This window comes from Bartonella sp. AC535YNZD, assembly GCF_042196625.1.
In the GTDB taxonomy this organism is placed as follows: Bacteria; Pseudomonadota; Alphaproteobacteria; order Rhizobiales; family Rhizobiaceae; genus Bartonella.
In genome coordinates this window covers 214,891-241,104 of record NZ_JBHIQP010000001.1, presented here as the reverse complement: position 1 = coordinate 241,104, position 26,214 = coordinate 214,891, and the positions used below count along the sequence as shown (strand labels likewise).

Sequence of the window (26,214 nt, the reverse complement as noted above, 5' to 3'; positions counted from 1 at the left end):
CAGAGTAGTAATAAATTAAGAACCTAACGCGTCTTTAAGAAACGCAGCCAGTTGTTCAAGGTGTTTCACCATTAACCCAGAGGCCGGTGACGCACTCGCAGGACGTCCTGCATAACGAGCACGTGAATATTGCGCATTAATATGCGTCAAAACCCATTCCAAATAAGGCTCAATAAATGACCAAGCCCCCATGTTTTTTGGTTCCTCTTGGCACCAAAAAACTTCCGCCTGCAAAAAGCGCGACAACACATTCACCAAAACTTTTGCAGGGAAAGGATAAAGCTGTTCAATACGAAGGAGATAAACATCATCAATACCCTTTTTTTCACGTTCTTCATAAAGGTCGTAATAAACCTTACCAGTACAAAGAACGACACGGCGAATCTTATTATCTTTTTGCAACTTAATGACAGAATCTTTGAGACATTCTGCATCATCAAGTAACACACGACAAAAACTTGTTTCTGGCCCCATTTCATTGAGAAGAGAAACAGCTCGCTTATGACGTAAAAGTGATTTCGGTGTCATCAAAATCAATGGCTTACGGAAATCACGCTTAATTTGTCGACGCAAAATATGAAAATAATTTGCAGGGGTTGTACAATTAGCAACCTGCATATTATCTTCCGCACAAAGTTGAAGAAACCGTTCTAAACGTGCAGAAGAATGCTCCGGCCCTTGCCCTTCAAAACCATGAGGCAATAAACACACAAGACCAGACATACGAAGCCACTTACGCTCTGCGGATGAAATAAATTGATCAAAAATGACCTGTGCACCATTAGAAAAATCACCAAATTGTGCTTCCCAAAGTGTTAATCCTCGTGGTTCAGCAAGAGAATATCCATATTCAAAACCAAGAACAGCTTCTTCAGAAAGCATAGAATTAACAACGTCATAAAGTGCTTGCCCCTTTTGTAAATGATTCAAAGGAATATAACGCGCCTCATTTTCTTGGTCATAAAGAACTGAATGACGTTGTGAAAAAGTTCCTCGCTCAACATCTTCACCGGAAAGACGAACCGGTGCTCCTTCCAAACAAAGTGAACCAAAAGCTAAAGCTTCAGCAGTTGCCCAGTCAACACCCTCACCGGTTTCAAAAATTTTAGCACGATTATTTAAAAAACGTTGAATGGTTTTGTGAACGTGAAAATCTGCTGGAATTTCAACAATTTTCTGACCAATTTCCTTTAAAGTTTTTAATTCAACACCAGTTGTTCTAGAATGCTGCTCATCAGAACTACTAAAAGCCTTGAGTCCCGTCCAGCTTCCATCAAGCCAATCAGCCTTATTAGGTTTGTAAGAAGCACTTGCTTCAAGTTCACCTTCAAGCTTATCGCGCCATAATTTTTTTTGTTGCTCAATCTCTTCTGAAGTAACCATTCCTTCTTCTACCAATTGGTCACTATAAAGTTGAAGTGTTGTTTTATGATTACGTATTGCTTTATACATAAGCGGCTGCGTAAAGGAAGGTTCATCACCTTCATTATGCCCATAACGGCGATAACAAAACATATCAATAACCACTGGTTTATGAAAAATTTGGCGAAACTCTGTTGCTATTTTGGCAACAAAAACAACTGCCTCAGGATCATCACCATTCACATGGAAAATTGGTGCGTCAATCATTTTTGCGACATCTGATGGATAAGGCGAAGAACGTGAAAAACGTGGGGATGTTGTAAAACCAATCTGGTTATTGATAATAACATGAAGTGAGCCCGCAACACGATAACCTTTAAGACCTGAAAGACCAAAAGTTTCTTGGATAACGCCTTGTCCTGCAAAAGCAGCATCACCATGAATAAGCAATGGCATCACTTTTGAACGCTCACTTAATGGGAGTAAATCAGTATGCGCAGGTCCCATAAGTTGATCTTGTTTAGCACGTGCTTTTCCCATAACAACCGGATCAACAATCTCAAGATGAGATGGATTGGCCAACAGCGATAAATGAACTTTTTTACCATCAAAGTCCAGATCAGCGGTAGTTCCCAAATGATATTTGACATCACCGGATCCCTCCACATCATCAGGCTTGTAAGATCCCCCTTTGAATTCATGAAAAATAGCCCTATGCGGTTTGGCAAGAACTTGTGAAAGAACATTTAAACGACCACGATGTGCCATTCCTAAAATAACTTCCCTAACCCCCAAAGCACTACCACATTTGATAATCTGTTCAAGAGCGGGAATCAGCGCCTCACCACCATCGAGTCCAAAACGCTTTGTACCTTTATATTTAGTGTCTAAAAACTGTTCGAATCCCTCTGCCTGAATAAGCTTATTCAGAATAGCTTTCTTGTCTTGTTGTGTGAAAGAATTTTTTTTATCTCGCCCTTCAATGCGTTCTTGAAGCCATACTTTCTGAACCGGATCAGAAACATGCATATATTCCACACCGATTGTTGAACAATAGGTACGATTGAGAATCTCAAGCATTTGCGGAATAGTTGCATATTCCAACCCTAAAACATTATCAATAAAAATGGGACGCTCGTAATCAGCTGGAGTAAAACCATAAGCTTCTGGAGAAAGTTCTTTATAATCTTCTTGTTTTTCGGCCAATTGAAGAGGGTCAAGTTGTGCATGAAGATGTCCCCGTTCTCGAAACGCACGAATCATCATAATTGCATGAACAGAATCACGTGTTGCACGAATAATATCTTGTTCACTGGAAGTTTTTCCATTTTGTGCAACACCTGTTATTGCTTTTTCCTTTAATTTATCGCCAAAATATTTTTCAAGAGAAGACCAATCACCATCAAGAGCAGAAATCAATTCACCCTCTGCTTTTAATGGCCAATGATCACGCTGCCATGTTGCTCCTTCAGCATTTTTAAGAACATCTTCTTTGTTATCATGAAGTCCTTCAAAAAAAGCACGCCACTGTGAATCAACACTGGTAGGATCTTTTTCATATTGAGCATAAAGTTGATCTATATAATCCGCATTCCCACCATAAAGAAATGATGTCTGTGCAAAAAGGCTATTTATTTCGTCCTGCCTTGCCATATACTTCTCCGGAACATTTATTCCGTCTCCTTATATCTCATATCTCTTTTTGATCTTTAAATGCTTACAAACAAGCAGTGATCGAACATTCAAAAAAGTTTTACCTTATTTATACTCAAGCTTTTTCACCTGAATCTAAGAACCTTTTCTTATTCAGGTGAAACTTTCTTTTAGCCTTTCAAAACTGACATCAAAGTCTTACCTATCTGTGATGGCGAAGAAGACACACGAATCCCTGCTGATTCCATTGCCGCAATTTTATCTTCTGCTCCACCTTTACCACCAGAAATAACAGCACCAGCATGTCCCATTGTGCGTCCTGGAGGAGCCGTACGGCCAGCAATAAAGCCAACAACTGGCTTTTTACGACCTTTTCTTGCTTCATCTTGCAGAAACTGTGCTGCTTCTTCTTCAGCAGAACCACCAATCTCACCAATCATAACAATAGACTCGGTTTCATCATCCGCTAAAAACATTTCCAACACATCAATAAATTCAGTACCCTTAACAGGATCGCCACCAATCCCTATAGCAGTTGTTTGTCCGAGACCTTCCTGACTCGTTTGAAAAACGGCTTCATAAGTTAAAGTTCCCGACCTCGAGACAACGCCAACAGAACCTTTTCTAAAAATAGAACCAGGCATAATACCAATTTTACATTCATTTGGTGTAAGAATACCGGGACAATTAGGACCAACAAGACGCGACTTTGAGTTTTCTAATCGCGCCTTTACTTTCACCATATCCATAACGGGAATACCTTCCGTAATACAGATAATTAAACGAATTTCAGCTTCAATAGCCTCTATAATAGCTGCCGCAGCCCCTGCAGGAGGAACATAAATAACAGAAGCATCCGCGCCTGTTTTTTCTTTTGCTTCTGCAACATTAGCAAAAATAGGAAGAGTTTCGCCTTTTGAACCTTCCCATGTTTCTCCACCCTTTTTAGGATTAACGCCACCAACCATTTGCGTACCATGATAAGCAAGCGCCTGTTCTGTATGAAATGTTCCTGTTTTTCCTGTAAGCCCTTGAACGAGAACTTTTGTCTCTTTATTCACAAGAATCGACATAACTTAAGCTCCCTTCACGGCTGCAACAATTTTTTGGGCAGCATCATCTAAATCATCAGCAGGAATAACATTCAAACCACTCTCATTGATAATTGCTTTACCTTGCTCAACATTAGTACCTTCAAGACGAACAACCAAGGGAACCTTTAAACCAACCTCACGAACAGCAGCAACCACACCTTCAGCAATGACATCACAACGCATAATACCACCAAAAATGTTAACCAAAATGCCCTTAACATTCGGATCGGCCGTAATAATTTTAAAAGCAGCTGTCACTTTTTCTTTTGATGCTCCACCACCAACATCCAAAAAATTCGCTGGCTCTGCTCCATAAAGCTTAATGATATCCATTGTTGCCATAGCAAGCCCAGCACCATTAACCATGCAACCAATCGTACCCTCAAGAGCAACATAAGCAAGATCATGCTTTGATGCTTCTATTTCCTTTGGATCTTCTTCTGAAAGATCGCGCAATTCTAAAATATCTGGATGACGAAACAGAGCATTATTATCAAAAGAAACTTTTGCATCAAGAACGCGCAAGTGACCATCTTTCATCACAATAAGCGGATTGATTTCTAAAAGGCTCATATCTTTTTCACAAAATGCCTTATAGAGAATGGGAAAAAGCTTTTCACCATCTTCTCGCGCACTACTTTGTAGTTCCAACGCATCACAAAGTCTTGCACTATCAGCAGAAGTAACACCCTCTACAGCATCAATGGGAAGTGTGAATATTTTTTCTGGTGTCTCTTCAGCAACCGTTTCAATATCCATTCCACCTTCTGTTGAAACAACAAAAGCAATTCGACCAACGCTACGGTCAACCAAAAGTGAAAGATAAAGCTCCCGTTCAATATCGGCACCATCTTCAATATAAAGGCGGTTGACCTGCTTACCCTCTGGACCAGTTTGTTTGGTTACCAAAGTTTTTCCAAGCATTTCTTGAACATTTGCAACAACTTCTTCAACAGATTTTGCAAGCCGAACACCACCCTTTGCATCAGGACCAAGTTCTTTAAACTTACCCTTACCACGACCACCAGCGTGTATCTGACTTTTAACCACATAGAGAGATCCGGGTAATTTTTCCGCCCATTTTTCAGCTTGCTCTACAGAATAAACAGCGACACCATTTGCAATTGGTGCTCCATATTCATGAAGCAGACGTTTGGCCTGATACTCATGGATATTCATGCATTTGTCCTTTTCTTTTATGGATTATTATTAGTCCTAAAGTTATAATATTCTAAATACTTTAATTTTAATGAACAAAATCCTGTTCAATTTACTTGAGGCTAGGCACAAGAGCAATACAAGCTTCACAAAGCTTTTTAACCGCATTTACTGAATAATCAAAAGCACCTCTTTCTTCTTTATCAAGATCAATTTCAATGACTCGTTCAACACCACCTGCACCAAGTACAACAGGTACCCCAACATAGGTATCATTAACCCCATATTCCCCTGAAAGATAGGCTGCAACAGGCATAACACGCTTAGTATCCTTTAGGTAGGCCTCAGCCATAGAAACAGCAGAAGCTGCTGGTGCATAATAAGCAGAACCTGTTTTTAACAAACTAACAATCTCTGCACCACCATCACGGGTACGTTGAATAATTTGATCAATTCTTTCCTGTGTTGTCCAACCCATTTTAACAAGATCAGGCAAAGAAATACCACCAACTGTTGAATAACGCACCAAAGGCACCATTGAATCACCATGCCCACCTAAAACAAAAGCTGTCACATCTTTGACAGAGACTTTAAGTTCTTCAGATAAAAAGTAACGAAAACGCGCTGAATCCAGAATACCAGCCATACCAACCACTTTATGCACTGGAAGAGCTGAAAATTTCTGCAATGCCCATACCATTACATCAAGGGGATTTGTAACACAAATAACAAAAGCTGAAGGTGCATATTTTTTAATTCCAGCACCAACTTGTTCCATAACTTTTAGATTAACACCCAAAAGATCATCACGGCTCATACCAGGTTTCCGTGCAACCCCTGCTGTTACAATAACAACATCAGCACCTTCAATTGCATCATAGGCATTTGCCCCTTTTAAATGAACATCGAAACCATCAACAGGTGAAGACTCAGCAATATCAAGAGCTTTACCCTGTGGTACACCTTCTGCAATATCAAATAAGATAACATCACCAAGCTCTTTAAGCCCAATAATATGTGCCAAAGTACCACCAATCATACCTGAACCAATGAGAGCTATTTTTTTTCGTGCCATTTTATTTTTTCCTAACTTTTAGACAATCCAGCGCACACTCATTTGCGTCCGTATACTGAATATTTTTGACTTCAACCATATTTAAACAATATCATAAAAAGGAGTAAAGCAATGAAATTTACAAATTTCTCTCTTCACAAAAACAATAACCCTCCGCACAAACAACTATTAGAAAATTATCATGATGTATCGATAAAGTGAATTTAAAAAAAATACAACAGAATTATTGCATATCTTTAATTTCAAAGAGTTATTATTTTTACAGTTTACGTAAAGGTAAAAGTATAATCAATGCTTCTTCTTCAAAAGAAAATGTTCTTCCCAAAGTTTCAAATAATCGTGACTTTGCATTTCAAAAAGACGTGACTGTGTTCTTTGAAACTCAAATGTTTCCGTGATCTGCGCATGCCCCTTATACAAATGCTCCACATCTGCTGCTGCAGACATAAATAATCGTATGTGGCGCTCATAAAGAGTATCAATGAGCAAAATAAACCGTTTTGTTTCATTGCGACATGTATCATCCATAACCGGTACATTATCGATAAAAATCGTATGATAACGCTCGCCTAATACCAAATACTCAGCCGCGGCCAAAGGCTGTACACACAAATCTCGATAATCAAAGCGTGCACATCCCGCACCAAAACGCGGAATAGGAATAAGGCGCCCTTTTATAGAAAACTCATCAGATATCTCCTTATTTCCTTGCAATACAAGTGCCCATGCTTTATCCATGCATTCATCTGCTTTTTTCCCTAAAGGTGTTACATACACGGGCTGTAGATTTGATTTTTCAAGACGATAATCTGTTTTTGCATCAAGATTAACAACACGAACATATGTTTTCAAAACTTGAATAAAAGGCAAAAAGAGTTCGCGATTTAAACCGTTATAATAAAGGTTATCGGGCGCCACATTTGAAGTTGCAATAAAGAAAATTCCTTTATCAAACAAAGCAGAAATAAGCCGCCCCAACACCATAGCATCAGCGATATCTGTTACACTAAATTCATCAAAACAAAGCACCTTTGTTTCTCGTGCAAGATCTTCAGCAACAGCTAAAATAGGATTATCCTGTTTAGATTTTGTATGCCCAGATGCTTGACGATACAAATTAATGCGCTCATGCACATCAGCCATAAAGTCATTAAAATGGGCGCGCTTTTTATGACCTTTCGGCAAACAAGAAAAGAACAAATCCATCAGCATGGTTTTGCCCCGTCCTACTTCACCATAAATATACAGCCCCTGAAAAGATCCATTTTCAGCCCCTTGTTTTGCAACACGAGCAATATTTTGTTTTTTCCTTTTAAGTATTCTTTTTAAAAAAGACAAAAATACCAAAAACCAAGGACGAGAAACATTTTGTTCCTCAATTTTTTTTAATAAATGATCAAAATGCTCTGTTAAAACTAATTGAGCTGGATCAAAACAAACTTCTCCTTTAGAGACCAACTCCTTATAGCGTGTTGAAACGAGAATCATCCAAACAACCTTTTTCAAACCGTTCTCAATGAAAAATACAAATTTTTTTCACGAATCTGTTTCTATAACTTACTTTTTCATAAACGGTCAAAAATGATTTAACGACTTAAAATAACGGGATGATCATCAAGTGTGCGTCCCTCAAAACGATCAACATTTGAAGAATAAAAAACGAGGATAACACGTCCAGAGTTATTATAAAAATATAATCTTTTTCCTTTAACAGCCCACGATCTCACTTGGGAAGCAATTCCTGGACAGTGTAAAGGACCAGCACGGTACCCTTGTCCAAACTTTGTTTGTGGAGTTGCAATCCGGCAAACTTTTCCTCCCATAGAAAGATTCCATACCCCAGCAATACTTGCAGGAAATAAATCAGTGGCATTGCTTGGCAATTCGAGACTAGCCATTCGTCCATCGCTCTGAGAATCTCCTTTTTCATACATCGGAGCGTTTGCATCTTCAGATATCGACGAAGAAGTGGACGACAGATCAGACGCTTCTAATATTGTCATTTGTTGAGATGGATAAAAAACTTCTAATGCGTTACCATCGTCATTACCATCAAACCGTGTTGTTGAACATCCCCCTAAAAACATTACAGTTGATAGTGCAACGAAAAACGAAACTTTTGAAAACGCCATGTCTGTACTCTCTCCCACAGCAATAAATAAGCTTATAAAAAATCAAGTGAATATTTGTTATAGTTACAAAGATAAATTAACAAATGAAAAAAAACAGGATTTAAATTACTTATTTTAAATGAAATAATTTATATACCCAATTTTATATTTATTAAACACTAGAAATTTATAAGATTTTCAGTCATATATCCCTTAATTAAGTAATCATTAGAAATAGAGAAGTTTCATGAAAACGCCATTTAGCAAAATGGACGGTCTTGGAAATCAAATTATTGTTGCGGATATGCGTGAAAGCGCACATGCTTTTACACCACAAGCAATCCTTGCTTTATCGGTAGATCCCGAAATGCATTTTGATCAAATCATGGCTATCCACACACCAACCCAGAAAAAAGCCGACTTCCGCATCGAAATATGGAATGCTGATGGTTCAAAAGCTAAAGCTTGTGGCAATGGTACCCGCTGTGTTATTGCATGGCTCACAGACCGTAATTTTGGTGAAAATTTTCATTTAGAAACTCCTGCTGGCATTATTGAAGGAAAACGCCAAACCGGTAATCTTATCTCTGTTGATATGGGATGCCCAAATTTCAATGCAAAAGAGATGCCTGTTTCACGTGAAATAGTTGATACCAATCACGTAGAAATTACGGCTGGTCCTCTAAAAGATGCTTGCCTTATATCCATTGGCAATCTCCATGCTATCTTTTTTATTGAAAATGATATTCAACATTTTCCTTTAGAAAAATATGGACCAAAACTTGAACATGATCCCCTGTTTCCCGAACGGTGCAATATTTCCATTGCTTGCATAACGTCAAAGAAAAGTCTAAATTTACGCACATGGGAGAGAGGGGCAGGATTAACACAAGCATGTGGGAGTGCTGCTTGTGCAAGTGCTGTGGCTGCTTATCGTCGTGGACTTACAGAGCGCCATGTTGATGTGAATTTACCAAAGGGAGCTCTTAATATTTTTTACCGAGAAGACGATCATATTATCATGACAGGACCAATAAAATATCAATTTAGTGGTTTTTTAAGCCCTTTAACAGGGTGCTACAAAAAGGATCACTCCTGATGGCAGTAGAAATTGTAACTTTTGGTTGTCGACTCAATAGCTACGAATCGGAAATAATTCGCAAAGAAAGCACTTCTTCAGGGCTAAACCAGCTTAAAGATGGTGCTATTATTTTTAATACCTGCGCTGTCACTGCCGAAGCCGTACGACAAGCAAAACAAGCTATCCGCAAAGCGCGACGTGAAAATCCTCATGCGCGCATCATTGTAACAGGATGTGCAGCCCAAACAGAAGCACAAAATTTTGCCTCAATGACAGAAGTGGATCTCGTTTTAGGAAACGAAGATAAACTTCACGCCCATTCTTATCGTCAACTTCCTGATTTTGGTATTAACCATACCGAAAAGGTGCGTATTAATGATATCATGGAAGTGAAAAAAATTGCTCCACATATGGTTAGTGCAATGCAAGAACGTACCCGCGCTTTTGTACAGGTACAAAACGGATGCGATCACCGCTGTACATTTTGCATTATTCCTTATGGACGTGGACCATCTCGTTCAGTTCCCATGGGTGCTGTCATAGAACAAATTAAAAAGCTGACAGATGTGGGTATTCAAGAAGTGGTCCTTACAGGTGTTGACCTTACAAGTTATGGCCACGATCTTCCTGGAAAAGCTACTCTAGGAAAATTAACTTCAGCTATTTTGCATCATATTCCTGACTTAGCGCGATTACGCCTCTCATCTATTGACTCTATTGAAGTAGATGAAGAACTCATAAATCTTTTAGCCTATGAAAAAAGAATCATGCCCCATTTGCATTTATCTTTGCAAGCAGGTGATAATATGATTTTAAAACGGATGAAACGACGGCATTTGCGTGAACATGCCATTCAATTTTGCCAAGAATTGCATGCCAAACGTCCTACAATGGTTTATGGTGCCGACTTAATTGCTGGTTTTCCTACCGAAACAGAAGAGATGTTTCAAAACAGTCTTGCTTTGATTAAAGAGTGTAATTTAACCCACCTACATGTCTTTCCCTTTAGTCCAAGAGAAGGAACACCTGCCGCACGTATGCCACAAATCAACCGTAGAATAGTGAAAATGCGTGCTGAAAGACTACGTAAAGCAGGTGAGGAAGCTTACCAAAAGCATCTTGCTCATTTAAAAAACAGTCAACAAACAATTCTCGTTGAAAGAGATGAAATCGGACGAACGGAAGATTATACTCTTGTACAAATTAAAGGTGTAAAAGCAGGAACAATTGTTCAAGCCCTTATCGTTGACCATGATGGCGATAAATTAATTGCTGTCCTTCCAAAATTAAACGCTGCTTGAACAGGAAATTTCTTATGACAAAATCTTTTATAAAAAAAATATTTTCTTTTAACAAATTTAAAGAGCAGGAAATGGAACAAATTTCTATTCCTGATAAAAGTGATATCATAGAAAAAAAGAAGGACAAAAATGAAAGAACAAAAAACAACGAAATCTCTATAGATACAGAAAAAGAAGAACAAACAAAAAATAAAAAGTCAACACCTACAAAGTGTGATGAAAAATCTCCACCTTTAGAATCTCATTCTGATAAAGCTTCCCTTTCTGTTAAAATTCCCCCTTATGGAAAAATTATTGTCACAAACACCATCCGTGAAAAAAAGGATGAAGAAATTTTGTCTGAATCCTTTGTTGAACAAAAAAAGACAGCGTGGTTTGGACGCCTTAAAAAAGGTCTATCGCTTTCTTCACAACGCCTAAGCGGATCAATTAGTGACCTCTTTGTTAAAAGAAAACTTGATGAAGCTACACTGCAAGAGCTCGAAGATATTCTGATTCAAGCTGACCTCGGTGTAGAAACGGCAACGCGCATCACAAATACTTTAGCTTCCAGTCGTTATGGAAAAGACCTCTCTCCAGATGACATTCATACTATTGTAGCTGATGAGATCAAAAAAGTTCTGGAACCTGTTGCAATACCATTAGAACTTGATCTCAGCCATAAGCCTCATGTTATTTTGCTAGTAGGTGTAAATGGCACTGGAAAAACGACAACTATTGGAAAACTTGCCGCCAAATTAACAGCAGGGGGATTAAAAGTTATGCTTGCAGCCGGTGACACTTTCCGAGCCGCAGCTATTGAGCAACTGCATATTTGGGGTGAACGTACTGATTCTCCTGTTATTTCTACAAAATTAGGTGCAGATGCTGCAAGTTTAGCCTTTGATGCTTTTGAGAAAGCAAAAAAAGCAAACAGTGATGTATTAATTATTGATACAGCAGGACGTTTACAAAATAAATCTGAATTGATGGATGAGTTAGCAAAAATTATTCGTGTTTTAAGAAAACACACCCCCCAAGCGCCCCATACAATCCTTCAAACACTTGATGCAACGACCGGACAAAATGCACTCAACCAAGTGGACATTTTCCGTGATATTGCTGGTGTTAATGGTTTGGTCATGACAAAGCTGGATGGAACAGCACGAGGAGGAATTCTTGTCGCTATCGCAGCAAAATATAAATTACCCGTTTATTTTATCGGTATAGGAGAGAATATTGAAGACCTTCAACCCTTTTCTGCTTCTGACTTTGCCGAAACTATTGCAGGAAAACATGTATGAAACAGCCTTTATCTAACCCTAATTCACATAATAATTCTGAAAAAAATGTGAATAACAATAAAAAAACGCCCCTTTCACCAACACTTAAGTTTCTTTTAGAAATGGGACCATTGGTCGCCTTCTTTTTTGCTAATTATAAAGGAGAATGGTTGATAAAAAACATTGAATTTTTTCAAAATTTTAGCAAGCCTATTTTCCCTGCAACAGCTATTTTTATGGTAGCAATTATTATTTCTCTAAGCTTATCATGGATCCTTGCAAAACAAATTCCTATTATGCCTCTTATTTCGGGAATATTTGTTTTAGTTTTTGGTTTTTTAACTCTCTGGCTTCATAATGAAACTTTCATAAAAATGAAACCAACAATCATTAATAGCTTATTTGCTTTGATACTTTTTGGTGGAATGTTTTTTAAAAAACCGCTTTTGCGTTATGCTCTTGATTCTACCTTAAAACTTGATGATTTAGGCTGGCAAAAATTGACCTATCGTTGGGCGTTTTTTTTCATTTTTCTTGCTCTTTTGAATGAAATTATTTGGCGCAATTTTAGCGATAATTTTTGGACGAGTTTCAAAGTTTTTGGCGTCATGCCTATAACAGTCCTTTTCATGCTTACCCAAATGCCTATCATTATAAAACATTCAAAAGGACTTTTTACAGAAGAGGACAAATCTGATTCTTAAAAAACTTACCATCACAAATTATTTTATAGATTCATTGCGAAACACTGTTCAGGAGAAAAAACATGCTGATTGAACAGTTTATCTGTCGAGAAGATAATTTTGGTGTGCTCATTCATGATGAAAAAAGCGGTATGACAGCCGCAATAGATGCTCCAGAAAGCAAAGCGATTCATAACGCTTTAAAGCGCCGTAATTGGACACTTAACACTATTTTTGTGACTCACCATCATCACGACCATGTAGAAGCCCTAGCAGAATTAAAACAAGTTTACAATGCTATAATTATTGGACCAGAAGCAGAAAAAGAAAAGATTCATCATCTTGATCAAACACTTCACCATGATGAGAAACTTTTTTTTGGTTCTCACACACTTTTAGCTCTATCAACACCTGGCCATACGCTAGGAGCGCTATCTTACTATTTTTCTGAAAAAAAATTACTGTTTGCTGGAGACACACTTTTTTCACTTGGTTGTGGACGTCTTTTTGAAGGAACAGCTGCACAAATGCTAAATTCTTTAAAAAAACTTCGTAAACTTCCCGATGAAACACTCCTCTATTGTGGACACGAGTACACAAAAAATAACGCTCTTTTCGCGCTAACAATTGACCCACATAATAAAAAACTCCAGCAAAGAGTAGAAGATGTTTTTTTACTGCGCGCAAAAAATGCCATGACTCTTCCTGTCACTTTAGGGCAAGAAAAAACAACAAATCCCTTTCTCCGCTGGGATGATAGTGTGTTGCGAAGAAACCTTGTAATGGAAGAAGAAACAGATGAAGAAGTCTTTGCTGAAATTCGAAGAAGAAAGGATAATTTTTAATCATGCTTAAGTTCGTATTACGTTTGTTCCTCCTTTTTCTTTTCGTGATACATATTCAACTAACAAGGGCAGAGGAAAAGGAAACAGATAATTCTTCTCTTATATCATCTCTCATCGCAAATTATCCCTTAACAGAAGATTTTTTTTTAAAGCTGGAAAAAATTGAAAAAGAATGTAAAAATTTACTTCCAGAAACAAAAAATAATCTTATAAGTTATGATTCTAGTATCCATTCTAGTATTGAAAATTACGCTACCTATATTTCTAGTAAACCAAAACTTGTAAATATTTTAAAAGAAAATAATATAACACCGAAAGATTTTGCTTCAGGAACCTTAGCTCTTAAAGAAATATCAACGCTTCTCATATTTGTACCTGAAAAGGAATATTCTACTGAGAAAAATACTACATTTCTAAACAATCTTGAATTTGTTAAAAAACATTTTTTTAAAGCGACAATTCTTTTAGATAGCTGTGAAAAACTCATTTTGAGCAACTAATCAGCTATGAGACATTAAAAAATATCATCCCATTAATCTAATAAAAAAGTCCGTGCATTAAAAAATCACCGTGTTTTTATCATTCCTAATAATTGTGTTTATTTCGATTACATTTAACAAATGTTTTTCTAAAAATAAAGAATAACAGACGAAAAAATATTTATTGAAATTCAAAAAAGAAAGGATAATTTTAGTCATGTTTAAACTTCTATTGTGCTTTTTCTTCATTTTTCCTTTTGCATCATACGCTCAAGAAAAAAAACAAGAAATAGATGAGCTTTCTTTTATATCGCCTTTCATTGCAAATTATCCCTTAACAGAAGATCTTCTTTTAAAGCTGGAAAAAATCAAAATAGAATGTAAAAATTTATATTCAAAACCAGAACAAACAAATAAAAAAAGTGATTTAAATACTTATAATGATAATATTGAAAAATACGCTGCCTATATTTCTAATAATCCAAAACTTGTGAATATTTTAAAAGAAAATAATATAACACCGAAAGATTTTGTTGTTGCTCACCTAGCACTTCAAGCGACATTGTATGTACTTACTAATGAAGAAAATTCTACTTATGAAAAAAACTTTTTACCTTCAAACAATATAGAATTTGCTAAAGAGCATATGTATAGAATAATAAAAATTTTAAAAGATAACTGTTAAAAAACATTTTTAGAACAATTGATTAACTTTGTAAACGCCGACAAATTTCATCTAATTGTTCTAATGAAGAATAATGTATTTTTAAATCTCCACCTTTTTTACCATGTCGAATAATAACTTTCATTCCTATCACATCTGCAAGTAATTTTTCTAAAGATTTTGTTTCAGCATCTTTCTCCGAATTGGTACGTTTTTTAGTTTTAGGATTAGCTTGCTCATATGCAAGTATTTCTGTTTGACGTACAGAAAGCCCTTCACGAATAATTTTCTCAGCTAAATCTTGTGGATTATCAACGGTTATAAGACAACGTGCATGACCTGCGGAAAGTTGTCCATCAGTTAAAAATTGTTGTACTTTTTCTGGAAGTTTTAACAAACGAAGCGTATTTGCAACATGACTACGACTTTTTCCTATAACTTGCGCTAAATCTACTTGCGTATAATCATGTTCATTTAGAAGCATCTCATATCCCTTTGCTTCTTCGATAGGATTAAGATCTGCACGTTGAACATTTTCAATAATTGCCAATTCCAAAGCCGTTTTATCATCTACATCGCGAATAATAACTGGCAATTGGTTTAAATTTGCACGTTGTGCTGCACGCCAGCGCCGTTCACCAGCAATCAATTCAAACCGATGAGGATGATCTCTTAAAGGCCTTACAATAACCGGTTGAACCACACCGTGTTGACGAATTGATTGTGTCAAATTATCAAGCTCTGTTTCAGTAAAATGACGCCGAGGATTATGAGGATTACATGAAATAGATTCAATTGGAATAAATTGCTCAGAAAGACTACCGGATTCATTTAATTTATCAAAGCTTGATGAACGTGCAATATTATTGTTTAAATTGATATCTCCAATCAATGCCGCTAATCCACGTCCTAGTCTTTTTTTTGAGAGATCATCATTCATAATTTTTCTCTTTGAATTTTTAGATTATTTTTTTATATTTCTAAGCAGCAGCGCGTGCTTGTTTTTCACGTTGAATCACTTCTGATGCTAGACGCAAATAAGCTTGACTTCCAGCACATTTGAGATCGTAAAGCAATACAGGTTTACCAAAAGAGGGCGCTTCTGATACTCTTACATTTCGTGGAATAACAGTACGATAAACTTTATCTCCCATAAAAGAGCGTACATCTTCAACAACTTGATTTGAAAGATTATTACGTCCATCATACATTGTTAGAACAATACCTTGGATCTCTAAAGATGGATTAAGTACGGATCGCACTTGTTTTACTGTTTCAAGTAATTGACTTAAACCTTCAAGTGCTAAAAATTCACACTGCATAGGCACTAAAACAGAATCCGCAGCCCCCATAGCATTAAGTGTTAAAAGATTAAGGGAAGGAGGACAATCAATTAAAACATAATTGAATTTTTTTTCCATTTCCGGATCATCATAGAGAGCTTTACGTAAGCGTTGTATGCGATCTTTTGATGAAGAAATTTCCATTTCCACTCCTAAGAGATCAAGTGTAGAGGGAACTATATAAAGATTGGGTACGGCTGTTTTTAAAGCCGCCTGTGTAATTGAAACGCCCGAAACCAAAACATCATAAGAAGATAAAGGACGGCTATTACGATCAATCCCTAAACCTGTACTAGCATTACCTTGTGGATCAACATCCATAATAAGGACATTTTCACCAATAGCCGCTAAAGCTGTAGCAAGATTAATTGCTGTGGTTGTTTTTCCGACTCCACCCTTTTGGTTTGCAATAGCGATAATTCGTGTTTCGCTCATTTTGCTCTACCCTCTATATGATCGAATATGAGAAATTTCCAAAATAACAGAATTTTCATCAACTTTACTTTTATGTTTTAACAGATCAAAGTGCCAATTGGCAGAGGCATTTTTTATTTCTGTAGCGTAATCCCGACCTTTTTGCAAAAGAGCTATTGTTTTTTCTGTTAATAAAGGAAAAATGAGTTGTAAAAGAGTATCAAGCGGCGCTAATCCTCGTGCCGTTATAATATCAGATATGGGAATTTTTTGATATATATCTTCAATTCTAGCGTGATAAACCGTTGCTGGAAGATTAAGTTGAGCAATAACTGTTCGCAAAAAAGCAACTTTTTTCCCATTACTTTCAACAAGATTAATATGTCCTGCTTTTTTTTCTTTCAAAAAGATAGCAATCACAATTGCAGGAAAACCTCCTCCTGATCCTAAATCACACCAATGTAAAGAATGAGCATATAAAGGAAAAATTTGTGCTGAATCTAAAATATGTCGTGTCCATAGATCTGGTATAGTTGTAGCAGATATCAAATTAATATGTGCATTCCATTGAAGTATTAAAGACTCAAACTGCATTAAATTTTCCATCGTTTCACGTGAAACAGAAGGAATAATATTTAATAATTGTTGATATTTTTTTTCTGTAGAAAAATCCATTAAGCTGTTTTAGCCTTTTCACGCCGTTGACGTTGAATATATGTAATAATAAGTGATAATGCGGCAGGAGTCATGCCATCAATTTTTTGTGCATCAGCAATTGAACGAGGCGATACTTCTTGAATTTTTGATTTAAGTTCATTTGAAAGACCTGAAATTGCCTCAATATTAAGAGAAGAAGGAATTTCTAAACGTTCATCTCTTTGAAGAGAGGCAATATCTTGTGCTTGTTTATCTAAATAAACCGCATATTGTGCTTCAATTTCTAAAGCTTCAACTGTTTTAGAATCAATTTCTTGTAATTGTGGCCATAAATGTGAAAGACGCTCTACAGTCATATGAGGATATGCAAGAAAATCATAAGCCGAACGCCGAATTCCATCATGGTTAACGTGTAATCCATGAGCAGAAGCTTCATTAGGTGTTAAAAAGAGATTTTGACATATTGATCGTGCTTGATCAAGCCGTTGTTGCTTTTTCTGATAATAATCCCAACGTACTTTACTCACAATACCCCATTCTTTTGCCAAAGGTGTTAAACGCGTATCAGCATTATCAGATCTTAAAGATAAACGAAATTCAGCACGTGATGTAAACATTCTATAAGGTTCACAAACACCACGTGAAACCAAATCATCAACCATAACACCAATATAAGCAGTAGAACGACTTATAAGTATTTCATCTAATTTACCTACCTTGCGTGCAGCATTTAATCCAGCTAAAAGACCTTGTGCTGCCGCTTCCTCGTATCCTGTTGTGCCATTAATTTGGCCCGCTAAAAACAAACCTGGTAAAGAGCGTACTTCCAAACTTTTCGTTAATTGTTGAGGATTAACAAAATCATATTCAATAGCATAGCCAGGTTGCAAAACTGTAGCATTTTCCAATCCTTCAATGGTTTTCAATAAAGAAATTTGTACATCTTCAGGAAGAGAAGTAGAAAGACCATTTGGATAAACAGTATCATCATTTAATCCTTCTGGTTCTAGAAAAATCTGATGTCCATCACGTTCTCCAAATTTAACGATTTTATCTTCAATTGAAGGACAATAACGTGGTCCTAATCCTTCAATATTTCCAGAATATAAAGCAGAACGATAGATATTTTCGCGAATAATTTTATGTGTTTGTGCATTTGTACGCGTTATTGCACATTCAATTTGTGGCTGTTCAATTTTCTCTGTTAAAAGAGAAAAGGGAACGGGATTTTCATCTGCTTGTTGTTTTTGGAGAGTTTCCCAAGCAATTGTTTTTTTACTCAGACGAGCAGGGGTTCCTGTTTTTAATCGTCCAAGTTTTATATGATATTTTTTCAAATGTTCAGCAAGTTTCACACTTGACTGATCTCCCATACGACCAGCAGCCCATGTTTTATTACCAATATGAATAAAGCCATTTAAAAATGTACCTGTTGTTAAAACAACAGCACCAGAAAAAATTGTTCCTTGTTTTTTTAAAATAACACCTGATACACAATTATCTTTAACAACCAAATCAAGTACTTCATCCTCAATGAGAGTAAGATTTTCTTGTTCTTTTAAAAGTTTTTGAATTGCTTCTCTATAAAGTTGTCGATCTGCTTGTGTCCGTGGTCCTCTTACTGCCGGTCCTTTACGTCTATTAAGAAGTCTAAACTGAATTCCAGCAGCATCTGCTGCTCTTCCCATGAGACCATCTAACGCATCTATTTCACGAACCAGATGCCCTTTTCCAAGACCACCAATAGCAGGATTACACGACATTGTTCCCAGTGCTGATATTTTATGTGTAACAAGCGCTGTTTTGGCTCCTACACGTGCTGAAGCTGAAGCCGCTTCACAGCCAGCATGACCACCACCAACAATAATAACATCATATGATCGCATTTAATTCATTCCGTAGAAAATTTCTAAGGTTTCACGTGAAACAGGATATAAATTACATAATCTTTATAATCTGTCTATGAAATAATCAATGTTTCACGTGAATCATTATTTACCAACACAAAACTCTGAAAAAATGATATCAAGCAAATCTTCAACATCAATATCTCCTGTAATTTTTCCAAGAAAATCACTTGCACGACGGAGATGTTCTGCACGTAAACTGAGATCAAAAGAATGATAATTGATAGCAAACTCAATCTCTTTAACAGCTTCTTTTAATAATTGAAGTTGCCTTTTACGTGCTGGAACAATATTTCCAATTTCAGAACCACGATGATGACAAAATAATTCAAGTTCTTTGATAAAAGAATCAAAATTTAAACCAGTTAATGCGGAAAATTGTATAGACCAACGCTGATCATTTTTTTCATAAAGATCAAGCTTATTACCAACATGCCATATTTCAGCCGATGTTTCTGGTAAATCAACTTGCTTAGGATTTCCTATATCATAAACCAAAATAACCAAATCAGCTTCTCTAACATGCTGTTTAGCAACTTCTATTCCCATCTGTTCTATTTTATTTTCTGTTTTTCTAAAACCAGCAGTATCGGTTAAAAAAACAGGTAAACCACCAAGAATAATTCTCATTTCTAAAGCATCACGGGTTGTTCCTGCTTCTTCCGTTACAATAGCAACAGATCTTCCTGAAAGACGATTCATAATGCTTGATTTTCCAGAATTTGGAGCACCAGCAATAACAATTTTTAATCCATCACGTAAAATACTCGCACGTTCTCCTTCAGTAATATATTCCCTAATAGAAGTACAAAGATCCTCAACATCTTTCCAAACTTTATCAGATATTGCGTTGGGAATATCTGCTTCATCAACAAAATCAAGTTCTGCCTCAATAAAAGCACGCGCCTTCATAAGCTTATGACGCCAATCACGATAAAGCGTCGTTAAATGTCCACTTGTACCCATAACAGCTAAACGCCGTTGGCTTTCCGTTTCTGCTTCTATTAAATCAGCAAGACCTTCTGCTTGAACAAGATCTAATTTTCCTTCCATAAAAGCGCGACGTGAAAATTCACCTGCCTCTGCAATACGGCATCCAGAAAATGTTGACAATTCATCGAGAAAACGATTAACGACTGCTTTTCCTCCATGTAAATGGAATTCTGCACAATCCTCCCCCGTAAAACTATGAGGAGCAGGAAAAAAAACAGTTAAACCAGAATCTAAAAAACCACCATCACGAGCAGTAAGATTTCCATAATGCATAAAACGTGCTTTAGGTAAACGACCACAAAGCGTTTTAACTATATCCACAACATGAGGACCAGAAAGCCGAATGACTGCAACCCCTGAAGGTAACAATCCACTCGAAACAGCAAAGATTGTATCCACAGGTTTTATCCTAATAAAAACTTTAATGACTCTACGTATTCATTGAATCAAAAAATTCACTATTATTTTTTGTTTGCTTTAATTTATCAATCAAAAATTCAATTGCATCAGTTACATTCATAGATGCTAAAATACGACGAAGAACAAAAATTTTGTGTAAATCTTGTCGTTCTACCAGAAGTTCTTCCTTACGCGTTCCTGACTTTAAAATATCCATAGCAGGGAAAATACGTTTATCAGCAACTTTACGATCAAGAACAATTTCCGAATTACCTGTTCCTTTGAATTCTTCAAAAATAACCTCATCCATACGACTTCCTGTATCAATCAAAGCCGTTGCAATAATGGTTAAAGATCCGCCTTCTTCAATATTACGTGCTGCACCAAAAAAACGTTTTGGACGCTGTAGGGCATTTGCATCCACACCACCTGTTAAAACTTTACCCGAAGAAGGAACAACTGTATTATATGCACGCCCAAGACGTGTAATAGAATCGAGGAGAATAACAACATCACGCCCATATTCAACGAGACGTTTGGCTTTTTCAATGACCATTTCTGCCACTTGTACGTGACGTATTGCAGGTTCATCAAAAGTAGAAGAAACCACTTCTCCTTTTACTGAACGCTGCATATCAGTAACCTCTTCTGGTCGTTCATCAATTAAAAGAACAATGAGATAACATTCAGGATGATTAGTGGTAATAGAATGAGCAATATTTTGAAGTAAAACTGTTTTTCCCGTCCGTGGTGGTGCAACAATTAGTCCCCTCTGTCCTTTTCCCAATGGAGATATCAAATCAATCACACGTGATGACATATCTTTCTCTGTAGGATCTTGTATTTCCATTTGAAAACGTTCATTTGAATAGAGGGGAGTAAGATTATCAAAGTGAATTTTATAACGGATCTTTTCAGGTTTTTCAAAATTAATTGTATTAATTTTAAGGAGAGCAAAATAACGTTCTCCCTCTTTTGGACTACGTATGGGGCCTTCAATTGTATCGCCTGTTTTTAAAGAAAACGACTGTATTTGTGCAGGTGAAAGATAGATATCATCAGGTCCAGGAAGATAATTAGCATCAGCAGAGCGCAAGAATCCAAATCCATCTTGTAAAACTTCGACAACACCTTCTCCTATAATTTCAACGTCTTGTAGAGCAAGTTTTTTCAAGATAGCAAACATTAATTCTTGTTTGCGCATAAGGGAGGCATTTTCAACTTCTAATGTTTCAGCAAAAGAAACAAGCTCAACGGGATTTTTGCTTTTAAGTTCTTGTAGTTTCATTTTTTGCATGAAATATGCTCTTTGTAATTAAGGAGAAGATTGTTCTAAATAATTTATGGAAATTTATGAGTGAAATATTCTTTAAGAAAAAATATCCTACACTCAATTTTTTTAATCTGCAAGTACCATTTATATGAAATTTGTTCCTGTAATATTAAGTAATTATATGAAAAAATTGAAAAAATATAAAATCCAAATAGTATTTAATTATTTTAATAACAAAAATATGAGTTAAAATTATAGCATCAATGAAATGTTATTAAAAAGTATTTTTTACAGAAATTTATATTAATAAATTTATATTAAAGAAAGGATTATTCTTATTTATAACTGTGTTTAGTGTGGATTATTATTTATCCTCAATTTTATCCACAAAAGGAACTGAAAAAAGAATAAAAATAACACTATCTTAAAGATATTATCCCCTCTTTTTTATAAGAGGGATAAAATTATCACAAGCATTTAATTTGTGCATAAAAAAGGAGAATTTTTCATAAATTTTAGTTTTATAAAAAACAGTGAGGATATATACACATGTCTTAACAAGGAGTTAAAATTTTTGTGACAAAAGAAAAAAAATTCTTTCATTTACACATGCTTTCTGATGCAACGGGGGAGACATTAATTTCTGTTGGAAGAGCTGTAGCATCCCAATATGCAATGTGTCAGGCAACAGAGCATATCTATCCTATGATTCGTAATAAAATACAGTTACAAAAAGTTCTTGATGAAATACAACAAGAGCCAGGTATTGTTCTTTACACAATGATTGATGAAGAACTTAAACTACTCCTTCAAAAAAAATGCAAAAAAATAGAAGTTCCCTGTATTGATATATTGTATCCTGTTCTAAATGCTTTTCAGTCTTACCTTGGAATGCCAACTCATTTACGTGTTAGTGCACAACATGATCTTAATGCAGATTATTTTCGTCGTATTGAGGCACTGGATTTTACAATAGAGCATGATGATGGACAGTCTTCCAGTAGCTTATCTGAAGCGGATGTAATTCTTGTAGGAATTTCAAGAACCTCTAAAACGCCAACAAGCATCTATTTAGCAAATCGTGGAATCAAAACGGCTAATGTTCCTCTTATTCCAGGAATTGATTTGCCAGAATCTCTTTTAGAGGTAAAAAATTCTTTAATTATTGGTTTAATTGCTTCAGCTGAAAGAATCTCACATATTCGTCAAAATAGAGATTTAGGAGAAGGTTTTGCTCTTGATAATTATACTAATCGTATCAGCATAGCTGAAGAATTAATCCATGCAAAACGCATTTGCGAACGTTTTGGTTGGCCTATTATTGATGTCACGAGGCGCTCTATTGAAGAAACTGCTGCTGCAATATTTGAACTTTTATCACGATTTCGTGAAGGAAAGTGAGAGAAAATCCTCATGGACGCAGATACGTTAATATTAGCATCTCTTAGTTTTTATCGTGCACAGTTGTTGAAAAAGGCAGGTTTAAATTTTTTAATTGAAGGCGCTTCTTTTGATGAGAGAGAAGTAGAAAAAACAACAAAAGAAAAAACACCTAAAGAACTTAGCTGTTTTCTTGCAAGTGCAAAAGCAAAAAATGTTTCAGATCGTTTTCCTGATGCTTTCGTTATTGGTTGTGATCAAGTTCTTGATTTGGAAGGTAAAGTTTTTCATAAAGCAAGAAATATTAAGGAAGCACATCAACGTTTATGTGAGTTATCAGGAAAAACCCATTCTCTTCATAGTGCGGTAGCTTTATTTAAAAATGGTCAAAAAATTTGGGTTGAAGCTTTTAGTGCACATATGTCTGTACGTTTACTCTCGTTAGAATTTATTGAACGTTATTTAGCACGCGTAGGAAAAGATGTTCTAAACAGCGTAGGAGTATATCAAATTGAAGGAGAAGGGATTCATCTCTTTGAAAAAATTGAAGGAGATTTTTTTACCATTGTTGGTTTACCTTTGCTGCCTCTACTCATAAAATTGCGCCACTTAGGAATTATTGATGGTTAACTTAATAATAAAAAAGACAAATTATCCGCGTGCTTTTGTTGTTGGTTCTCCTATTCATCATTCAAAATCGCCAAGAATTCACAATTTTTGGCTTAAACAATATAGTTTACAAGGAGAATACCTTGCACAGGAAGTAACATCCGAAGAATTTAGTCATTTTATTGTTTCTTTACAAAAAATGGGCTTTTGTGGAGGAAATGTTACTTTGCCTCATAAACAGGAAGCCTTTCGTTTAGCAGATTATAAAGACGAGAGAGCAACAATGATAGGTGCTGCTAATACACTTTGGTATGAAGGAGATAAACTTTGTGCCACAAATAGTGATGCCTATGGTTTTAGTGCTAATCTTGATGATTTTGCATCTGATTGGGGAGGGGAAACAGCTCTTGTTTTTGGGGCTGGGGGCGCTGCACGCGCTATCCTATATGCTTTAAAAAAACGCGGATTTGAACAAATTTATTTAATTAACCGTACAAAACAACGCGCTGATAATTTAGCTCAGCATTTTGGAAAGATCATTAAAGTTTACGATTGGCATAAAATCCATGAAATACTTCATCAAGCTGATTTAATTGTTAATACAACCTCTATTGGCATAAAAAATCCGGAAGAAAAAAGTGATTCTTTTTTTTGCGATTTTCATAAAGCAAAAACAACGGCATTAGTAACAGATATTGTTTATACACCATTGATAACTCCTTTTTTACAACAGGCAAAGGCTTGTGATCTCAAAACGGTTGATGGGCTTGGGATGCTTCTTCATCAGGCTGTTATAGGATTTGAACGGTGGTTTGGAATAAAACCACAGGTAACAAAAGCGTTAAGGACAGCCATTTTAGAGGATATGAGTGAAGAAAGAGAATGAAAATTATAGGATTAACTGGATCAATAGCTATGGGAAAATCAACAGTTGCTGATTTTTTCAGACAAGCGGGTATTTCTGTTTTTAGTGCTGATGAGGCGGTACAACAACTCTATAAAAGTGAGCCAGTTTTGTCACTCATAGAGCGTATTTTTCCTAGTGTTGTTGAAAACGATGAAGTTAACCGTTTGAAACTTTCTGAAATTTTGATTGATGATAAGGAAAAATTACAAACATTAGAAAAAATAATTCATCCTTTGGTGCAAGAAAAAGAAAAAGAATTTATTGATACAGCGCGCAAACAAGGGGAAAAATTAGTTATTCTTGATATTCCACTTCTGTTTGAAACAAATGGTGAAAATCGTGTAGATAGCGTTATTGTTGTTTCTGCTCCACCAGAAATACAAAAAGAACGTGTAATGATTCGCCAAGGTATGAATGAGAAAAAATTTGCCTTTATCAATGCCCAACAAATGCCAGATGAAAAAAAACGAGAACGTGCTGATTTTATTATTGATACAGGGAAAGATTTAGAAAATACCCGTCAACAGGTTTTTGATGTGATAAAAAAATTGCTAAAGAATTAAAATCATGCGTGAAATTATTTTTGATACAGAAACAACAGGTTTAGATAAAGAGAAAGATCGCATAATCGAAATTGGTTGTGTAGAAATGGTTGATCGTTATCTTACAGGGCGCCAATTTCATGTTTATTTAAACCCTGAAGGCGTTATTATTCCTGATGAAGTTGTAGCAATTCACGGATTAACCAATGAACGCCTAAAAAACGAGAAAAGTTTTAGTGATATTGTTGATGAATTTTTGGAATTTATTAATGGCGCGACAATGATTGCGCATAATGCGAGTTTTGATATTGGTTTTATTAATGCAGAATTAAAACGCGTCAATAAGCCGCTCATCAGTGTTGATAATATTCTTGATACATTGGCTATGGCACGGCGTAAATTCCCTATGGGTCCTAATTCTCTTGATATTTTATGCAAACGTTTTGGAATTGATAACAGCCATCGTGTTCTTCATGGTGCTTTACTTGATGCAGAGATTTTGGCCGATGTTTATATTGAATTGATTGGTGGAAAGCAGGGCATATTGGGTTTTGATAACAGAAAGAGTGTTGATGAACATACTCAAAGTGACAAAGATATGCCTTATGCAGTTAAATTTCGCCCACAGGCTTTACCTTCAAGATTGAGTGCGCAAGAAAAAAGATTGCATGCTGATTTTATCAATAAAATGGGTGAAAAAGCTCTGTGGAATAACTTCAAAGTTTATGAATAATATTCTTATCTTTTCTCTAAACAAGCTATTTAAGGTTAAAAATATAAAATATGGATACCAAAAAAAACGGTCGTTGTGGGGAGGGGAACACCACAACGACCTTGTCGTTACATTGTACCTCAGCTATCATAGGAGGAGCAAAATGAAAGCTATTAATCCTGTAACAGCAAAGAAAAGCTCTAGGTACTTAATATAAGTGCAACGACTTCATGTCTTATGGAAAGAAAAAATGGCTTTTTAGAGGCAAAGTAAAAAAATAAAATAAAAATGAAAAAAATATATACAGGTA

24 protein-coding genes are annotated in these 26,214 nt (G+C 36.0%); 12 read left to right on the top strand and 12 right to left on the bottom strand.

The window, feature by feature from the left end:
* Positions 1 to 15 precede the first annotated feature (15 nt).
* The 6 genes from ACFIM8_RS00860 to ACFIM8_RS00835 all read right to left on the bottom strand — a co-directional run bounded on the left by ACFIM8_RS00860 (position 16) and on the right by ACFIM8_RS00835 (position 8,474).
* Positions 16 to 3,015: a 2-oxoglutarate dehydrogenase E1 component gene (locus ACFIM8_RS00860; protein ID WP_375614347.1), complete on the bottom strand. Its 3,000-nt coding sequence runs from the start codon at positions 3,013 to 3,015 to the stop codon at positions 16 to 18.
* A gap of 170 nt (positions 3,016 to 3,185) precedes the next feature.
* The gene (gene sucD / locus ACFIM8_RS00855) at positions 3,186 to 4,088 is read right to left on the bottom strand and encodes a succinate--CoA ligase subunit alpha (RefSeq protein WP_375614346.1); all 903 of its coding nucleotides are present in this window, start codon (positions 4,086 to 4,088) and stop codon (positions 3,186 to 3,188) included.
* Between the two features lie 3 nt (positions 4,089 to 4,091).
* Positions 4,092 to 5,288 carry an ADP-forming succinate--CoA ligase subunit beta gene (sucC, locus tag ACFIM8_RS00850; protein ID WP_375606079.1) on the bottom strand — a complete coding sequence of 399 codons (1,197 nt, stop codon included), beginning with the start codon at positions 5,286 to 5,288 and terminating at the stop codon, positions 4,092 to 4,094.
* A gap of 91 nt (positions 5,289 to 5,379) precedes the next feature.
* On the bottom strand, positions 5,380 to 6,342 hold the full coding sequence (gene mdh, locus ACFIM8_RS00845; RefSeq protein ID WP_375614345.1) for a malate dehydrogenase: 963 nt from the start codon (positions 6,340 to 6,342) through the stop codon (positions 5,380 to 5,382).
* Positions 6,343 to 6,630: 288 nt separating this feature from the next.
* Positions 6,631 to 7,830, bottom strand: a complete 1,200-nt coding sequence (gene zapE, locus ACFIM8_RS00840) for a cell division protein ZapE (protein WP_375614344.1) — start codon at positions 7,828 to 7,830, stop codon at positions 6,631 to 6,633.
* 98 nt (positions 7,831 to 7,928) lie between these two features.
* On the bottom strand, positions 7,929 to 8,474 hold the full coding sequence (locus ACFIM8_RS00835; RefSeq protein ID WP_375606082.1) for an AprI/Inh family metalloprotease inhibitor: 546 nt from the start codon (positions 8,472 to 8,474) through the stop codon (positions 7,929 to 7,931).
* Between the two features lie 226 nt (positions 8,475 to 8,700).
* On the opposite strand from ACFIM8_RS00835, the gene dapF reads away from it, so the two are divergent.
* From dapF to ACFIM8_RS00800, 7 genes are all read left to right on the top strand, one after another.
* Complete coding sequence (gene dapF, locus ACFIM8_RS00830) at positions 8,701 to 9,552, top strand: diaminopimelate epimerase (RefSeq protein ID WP_375614343.1); 852 nt, start codon at positions 8,701 to 8,703, stop codon at positions 9,550 to 9,552.
* The gene (mtaB, locus tag ACFIM8_RS00825) at positions 9,552 to 10,835 is read left to right on the top strand and encodes a tRNA (N(6)-L-threonylcarbamoyladenosine(37)-C(2))-methylthiotransferase MtaB (protein WP_375614342.1); all 1,284 of its coding nucleotides are present in this window, start codon (positions 9,552 to 9,554) and stop codon (positions 10,833 to 10,835) included. Before dapF ends, mtaB begins: the two co-directional genes overlap by 1 nt.
* Before the next feature lie 14 nt (positions 10,836 to 10,849).
* Positions 10,850 to 12,118 carry a signal recognition particle-docking protein FtsY gene (gene ftsY / locus ACFIM8_RS00820; RefSeq protein WP_375614341.1) on the top strand — a complete coding sequence of 423 codons (1,269 nt, stop codon included), beginning with the start codon at positions 10,850 to 10,852 and terminating at the stop codon, positions 12,116 to 12,118.
* The gene (locus ACFIM8_RS00815; RefSeq protein WP_375606086.1) at positions 12,115 to 12,801 is read left to right on the top strand and encodes a septation protein A; all 687 of its coding nucleotides are present in this window, start codon (positions 12,115 to 12,117) and stop codon (positions 12,799 to 12,801) included. The genes ftsY and ACFIM8_RS00815 overlap by 4 nt, the downstream gene beginning before the upstream one ends.
* A 62-nt stretch (positions 12,802 to 12,863) precedes the next feature.
* Positions 12,864 to 13,625: a hydroxyacylglutathione hydrolase gene (gene gloB, locus ACFIM8_RS00810; RefSeq protein WP_375606087.1), complete on the top strand. Its 762-nt coding sequence runs from the start codon at positions 12,864 to 12,866 to the stop codon at positions 13,623 to 13,625.
* Positions 13,626 to 13,627: 2 nt separating this feature from the next.
* Entirely contained in the window at positions 13,628 to 14,125 is a 498-nt protein-coding gene (locus ACFIM8_RS00805) for a hypothetical protein (protein ID WP_375614340.1), read from the top strand.
* Positions 14,126 to 14,321: 196 nt separating this feature from the next.
* Complete coding sequence (locus ACFIM8_RS00800; protein ID WP_375614339.1) at positions 14,322 to 14,789, top strand: hypothetical protein; 468 nt, start codon at positions 14,322 to 14,324, stop codon at positions 14,787 to 14,789.
* A 22-nt stretch (positions 14,790 to 14,811) separates the two neighbouring features.
* Here the strand turns inward: ACFIM8_RS00800 and ACFIM8_RS00795 are convergent, their stop codons facing one another.
* The 6 genes from ACFIM8_RS00795 to rho all read right to left on the bottom strand — a co-directional run bounded on the left by ACFIM8_RS00795 (position 14,812) and on the right by rho (position 21,778).
* Positions 14,812 to 15,708: a ParB/RepB/Spo0J family partition protein gene (locus ACFIM8_RS00795; RefSeq protein WP_375614338.1), complete on the bottom strand. Its 897-nt coding sequence runs from the start codon at positions 15,706 to 15,708 to the stop codon at positions 14,812 to 14,814.
* 40 nt (positions 15,709 to 15,748) lie between these two features.
* Positions 15,749 to 16,546, bottom strand: coding sequence for a ParA family protein (locus tag ACFIM8_RS00790; RefSeq protein WP_375606091.1), 798 nt, complete (start codon positions 16,544 to 16,546; stop codon positions 15,749 to 15,751).
* 6 nt (positions 16,547 to 16,552) lie between these two features.
* Positions 16,553 to 17,200, bottom strand: coding sequence for a 16S rRNA (guanine(527)-N(7))-methyltransferase RsmG (rsmG, locus tag ACFIM8_RS00785; RefSeq protein WP_375607902.1), 648 nt, complete (start codon positions 17,198 to 17,200; stop codon positions 16,553 to 16,555).
* Complete coding sequence (gene mnmG, locus ACFIM8_RS00780) at positions 17,200 to 19,068, bottom strand: tRNA uridine-5-carboxymethylaminomethyl(34) synthesis enzyme MnmG (protein WP_375614337.1); 1,869 nt, start codon at positions 19,066 to 19,068, stop codon at positions 17,200 to 17,202. Before mnmG ends, rsmG begins: the two co-directional genes overlap by 1 nt.
* Positions 19,069 to 19,173: 105 nt before the next feature.
* Positions 19,174 to 20,481, bottom strand: coding sequence for a tRNA uridine-5-carboxymethylaminomethyl(34) synthesis GTPase MnmE (gene mnmE / locus ACFIM8_RS00775; RefSeq protein WP_375614336.1), 1,308 nt, complete (start codon positions 20,479 to 20,481; stop codon positions 19,174 to 19,176).
* A gap of 31 nt (positions 20,482 to 20,512) precedes the next feature.
* The gene (rho, locus tag ACFIM8_RS00770; RefSeq protein WP_015857121.1) at positions 20,513 to 21,778 is read right to left on the bottom strand and encodes a transcription termination factor Rho; all 1,266 of its coding nucleotides are present in this window, start codon (positions 21,776 to 21,778) and stop codon (positions 20,513 to 20,515) included.
* A gap of 552 nt (positions 21,779 to 22,330) precedes the next feature.
* Here rho and ACFIM8_RS00765 point away from each other — a divergent pair.
* Genes ACFIM8_RS00765 through dnaQ form a run of 5 tightly spaced genes read left to right on the top strand, consistent with a single transcriptional unit; the run spans position 22,331 to position 25,925 of the window.
* A complete protein-coding gene (locus ACFIM8_RS00765; RefSeq protein WP_375606095.1) occupies positions 22,331 to 23,155 on the top strand; it encodes a pyruvate, water dikinase regulatory protein in 825 nt (274 codons plus the stop codon).
* A 12-nt stretch (positions 23,156 to 23,167) separates the two neighbouring features.
* Positions 23,168 to 23,764, top strand: a complete 597-nt coding sequence (locus tag ACFIM8_RS00760) for a Maf family nucleotide pyrophosphatase (protein ID WP_375606096.1) — start codon at positions 23,168 to 23,170, stop codon at positions 23,762 to 23,764.
* A complete protein-coding gene (locus tag ACFIM8_RS00755) occupies positions 23,757 to 24,629 on the top strand; it encodes a shikimate dehydrogenase (protein ID WP_375614335.1) in 873 nt (290 codons plus the stop codon). Before ACFIM8_RS00760 ends, ACFIM8_RS00755 begins: the two co-directional genes overlap by 8 nt.
* Positions 24,626 to 25,213: a dephospho-CoA kinase gene (gene coaE / locus ACFIM8_RS00750; protein ID WP_375608998.1), complete on the top strand. Its 588-nt coding sequence runs from the start codon at positions 24,626 to 24,628 to the stop codon at positions 25,211 to 25,213. The genes ACFIM8_RS00755 and coaE overlap by 4 nt, the downstream gene beginning before the upstream one ends.
* A 4-nt stretch (positions 25,214 to 25,217) precedes the next feature.
* A complete protein-coding gene (gene dnaQ, locus ACFIM8_RS00745; protein ID WP_375606099.1) occupies positions 25,218 to 25,925 on the top strand; it encodes a DNA polymerase III subunit epsilon in 708 nt (235 codons plus the stop codon).
* The last annotated feature ends 289 nt before the right edge of the window (positions 25,926 to 26,214 follow it).

Excerpts from the sequence above, each read along its gene's own strand:
- ACFIM8_RS00860 (WP_375614347.1), bottom strand. The coding sequence starts at position 3,015 with ATGGCAAGGCAGGACGAAATAAATAGCCTTTTTGCACAGACATCATTT.
- sucD (WP_375614346.1), bottom strand. The coding sequence starts at position 4,088 with ATGTCGATTCTTGTGAATAAAGAGACAAAAGTTCTCGTTCAAGGGCTT.
- sucC (WP_375606079.1), bottom strand. The coding sequence starts at position 5,288 with ATGAATATCCATGAGTATCAGGCCAAACGTCTGCTTCATGAATATGGA.
- mdh (WP_375614345.1), bottom strand. The coding sequence starts at position 6,342 with ATGGCACGAAAAAAAATAGCTCTCATTGGTTCAGGTATGATTGGTGGT.
- zapE (WP_375614344.1), bottom strand. The coding sequence starts at position 7,830 with ATGATTCTCGTTTCAACACGCTATAAGGAGTTGGTCTCTAAAGGAGAA.
- ACFIM8_RS00835 (WP_375606082.1), bottom strand. The coding sequence starts at position 8,474 with ATGGCGTTTTCAAAAGTTTCGTTTTTCGTTGCACTATCAACTGTAATG.
- dapF (WP_375614343.1), top strand. The coding sequence starts at position 8,701 with ATGAAAACGCCATTTAGCAAAATGGACGGTCTTGGAAATCAAATTATT.
- mtaB (WP_375614342.1), top strand. The coding sequence starts at position 9,552 with ATGGCAGTAGAAATTGTAACTTTTGGTTGTCGACTCAATAGCTACGAA.
- ftsY (WP_375614341.1), top strand. The coding sequence starts at position 10,850 with ATGACAAAATCTTTTATAAAAAAAATATTTTCTTTTAACAAATTTAAA.
- ACFIM8_RS00815 (WP_375606086.1), top strand. The coding sequence starts at position 12,115 with ATGAAACAGCCTTTATCTAACCCTAATTCACATAATAATTCTGAAAAA.
- gloB (WP_375606087.1), top strand. The coding sequence starts at position 12,864 with ATGCTGATTGAACAGTTTATCTGTCGAGAAGATAATTTTGGTGTGCTC.
- ACFIM8_RS00805 (WP_375614340.1), top strand. The coding sequence starts at position 13,628 with ATGCTTAAGTTCGTATTACGTTTGTTCCTCCTTTTTCTTTTCGTGATA.
- ACFIM8_RS00800 (WP_375614339.1), top strand. The coding sequence starts at position 14,322 with ATGTTTAAACTTCTATTGTGCTTTTTCTTCATTTTTCCTTTTGCATCA.
- ACFIM8_RS00795 (WP_375614338.1), bottom strand. The coding sequence starts at position 15,708 with ATGAATGATGATCTCTCAAAAAAAAGACTAGGACGTGGATTAGCGGCA.
- ACFIM8_RS00790 (WP_375606091.1), bottom strand. The coding sequence starts at position 16,546 with ATGAGCGAAACACGAATTATCGCTATTGCAAACCAAAAGGGTGGAGTC.
- rsmG (WP_375607902.1), bottom strand. The coding sequence starts at position 17,200 with ATGGATTTTTCTACAGAAAAAAAATATCAACAATTATTAAATATTATT.
- mnmG (WP_375614337.1), bottom strand. The coding sequence starts at position 19,068 with ATGCGATCATATGATGTTATTATTGTTGGTGGTGGTCATGCTGGCTGT.
- rho (WP_015857121.1), bottom strand. The coding sequence starts at position 21,778 with ATGCAAAAAATGAAACTACAAGAACTTAAAAGCAAAAATCCCGTTGAG.
- ACFIM8_RS00760 (WP_375606096.1), top strand. The coding sequence starts at position 23,168 with ATGGACGCAGATACGTTAATATTAGCATCTCTTAGTTTTTATCGTGCA.
- ACFIM8_RS00755 (WP_375614335.1), top strand. The coding sequence starts at position 23,757 with ATGGTTAACTTAATAATAAAAAAGACAAATTATCCGCGTGCTTTTGTT.
- coaE (WP_375608998.1), top strand. The coding sequence starts at position 24,626 with ATGAAAATTATAGGATTAACTGGATCAATAGCTATGGGAAAATCAACA.
- dnaQ (WP_375606099.1), top strand. The coding sequence starts at position 25,218 with ATGCGTGAAATTATTTTTGATACAGAAACAACAGGTTTAGATAAAGAG.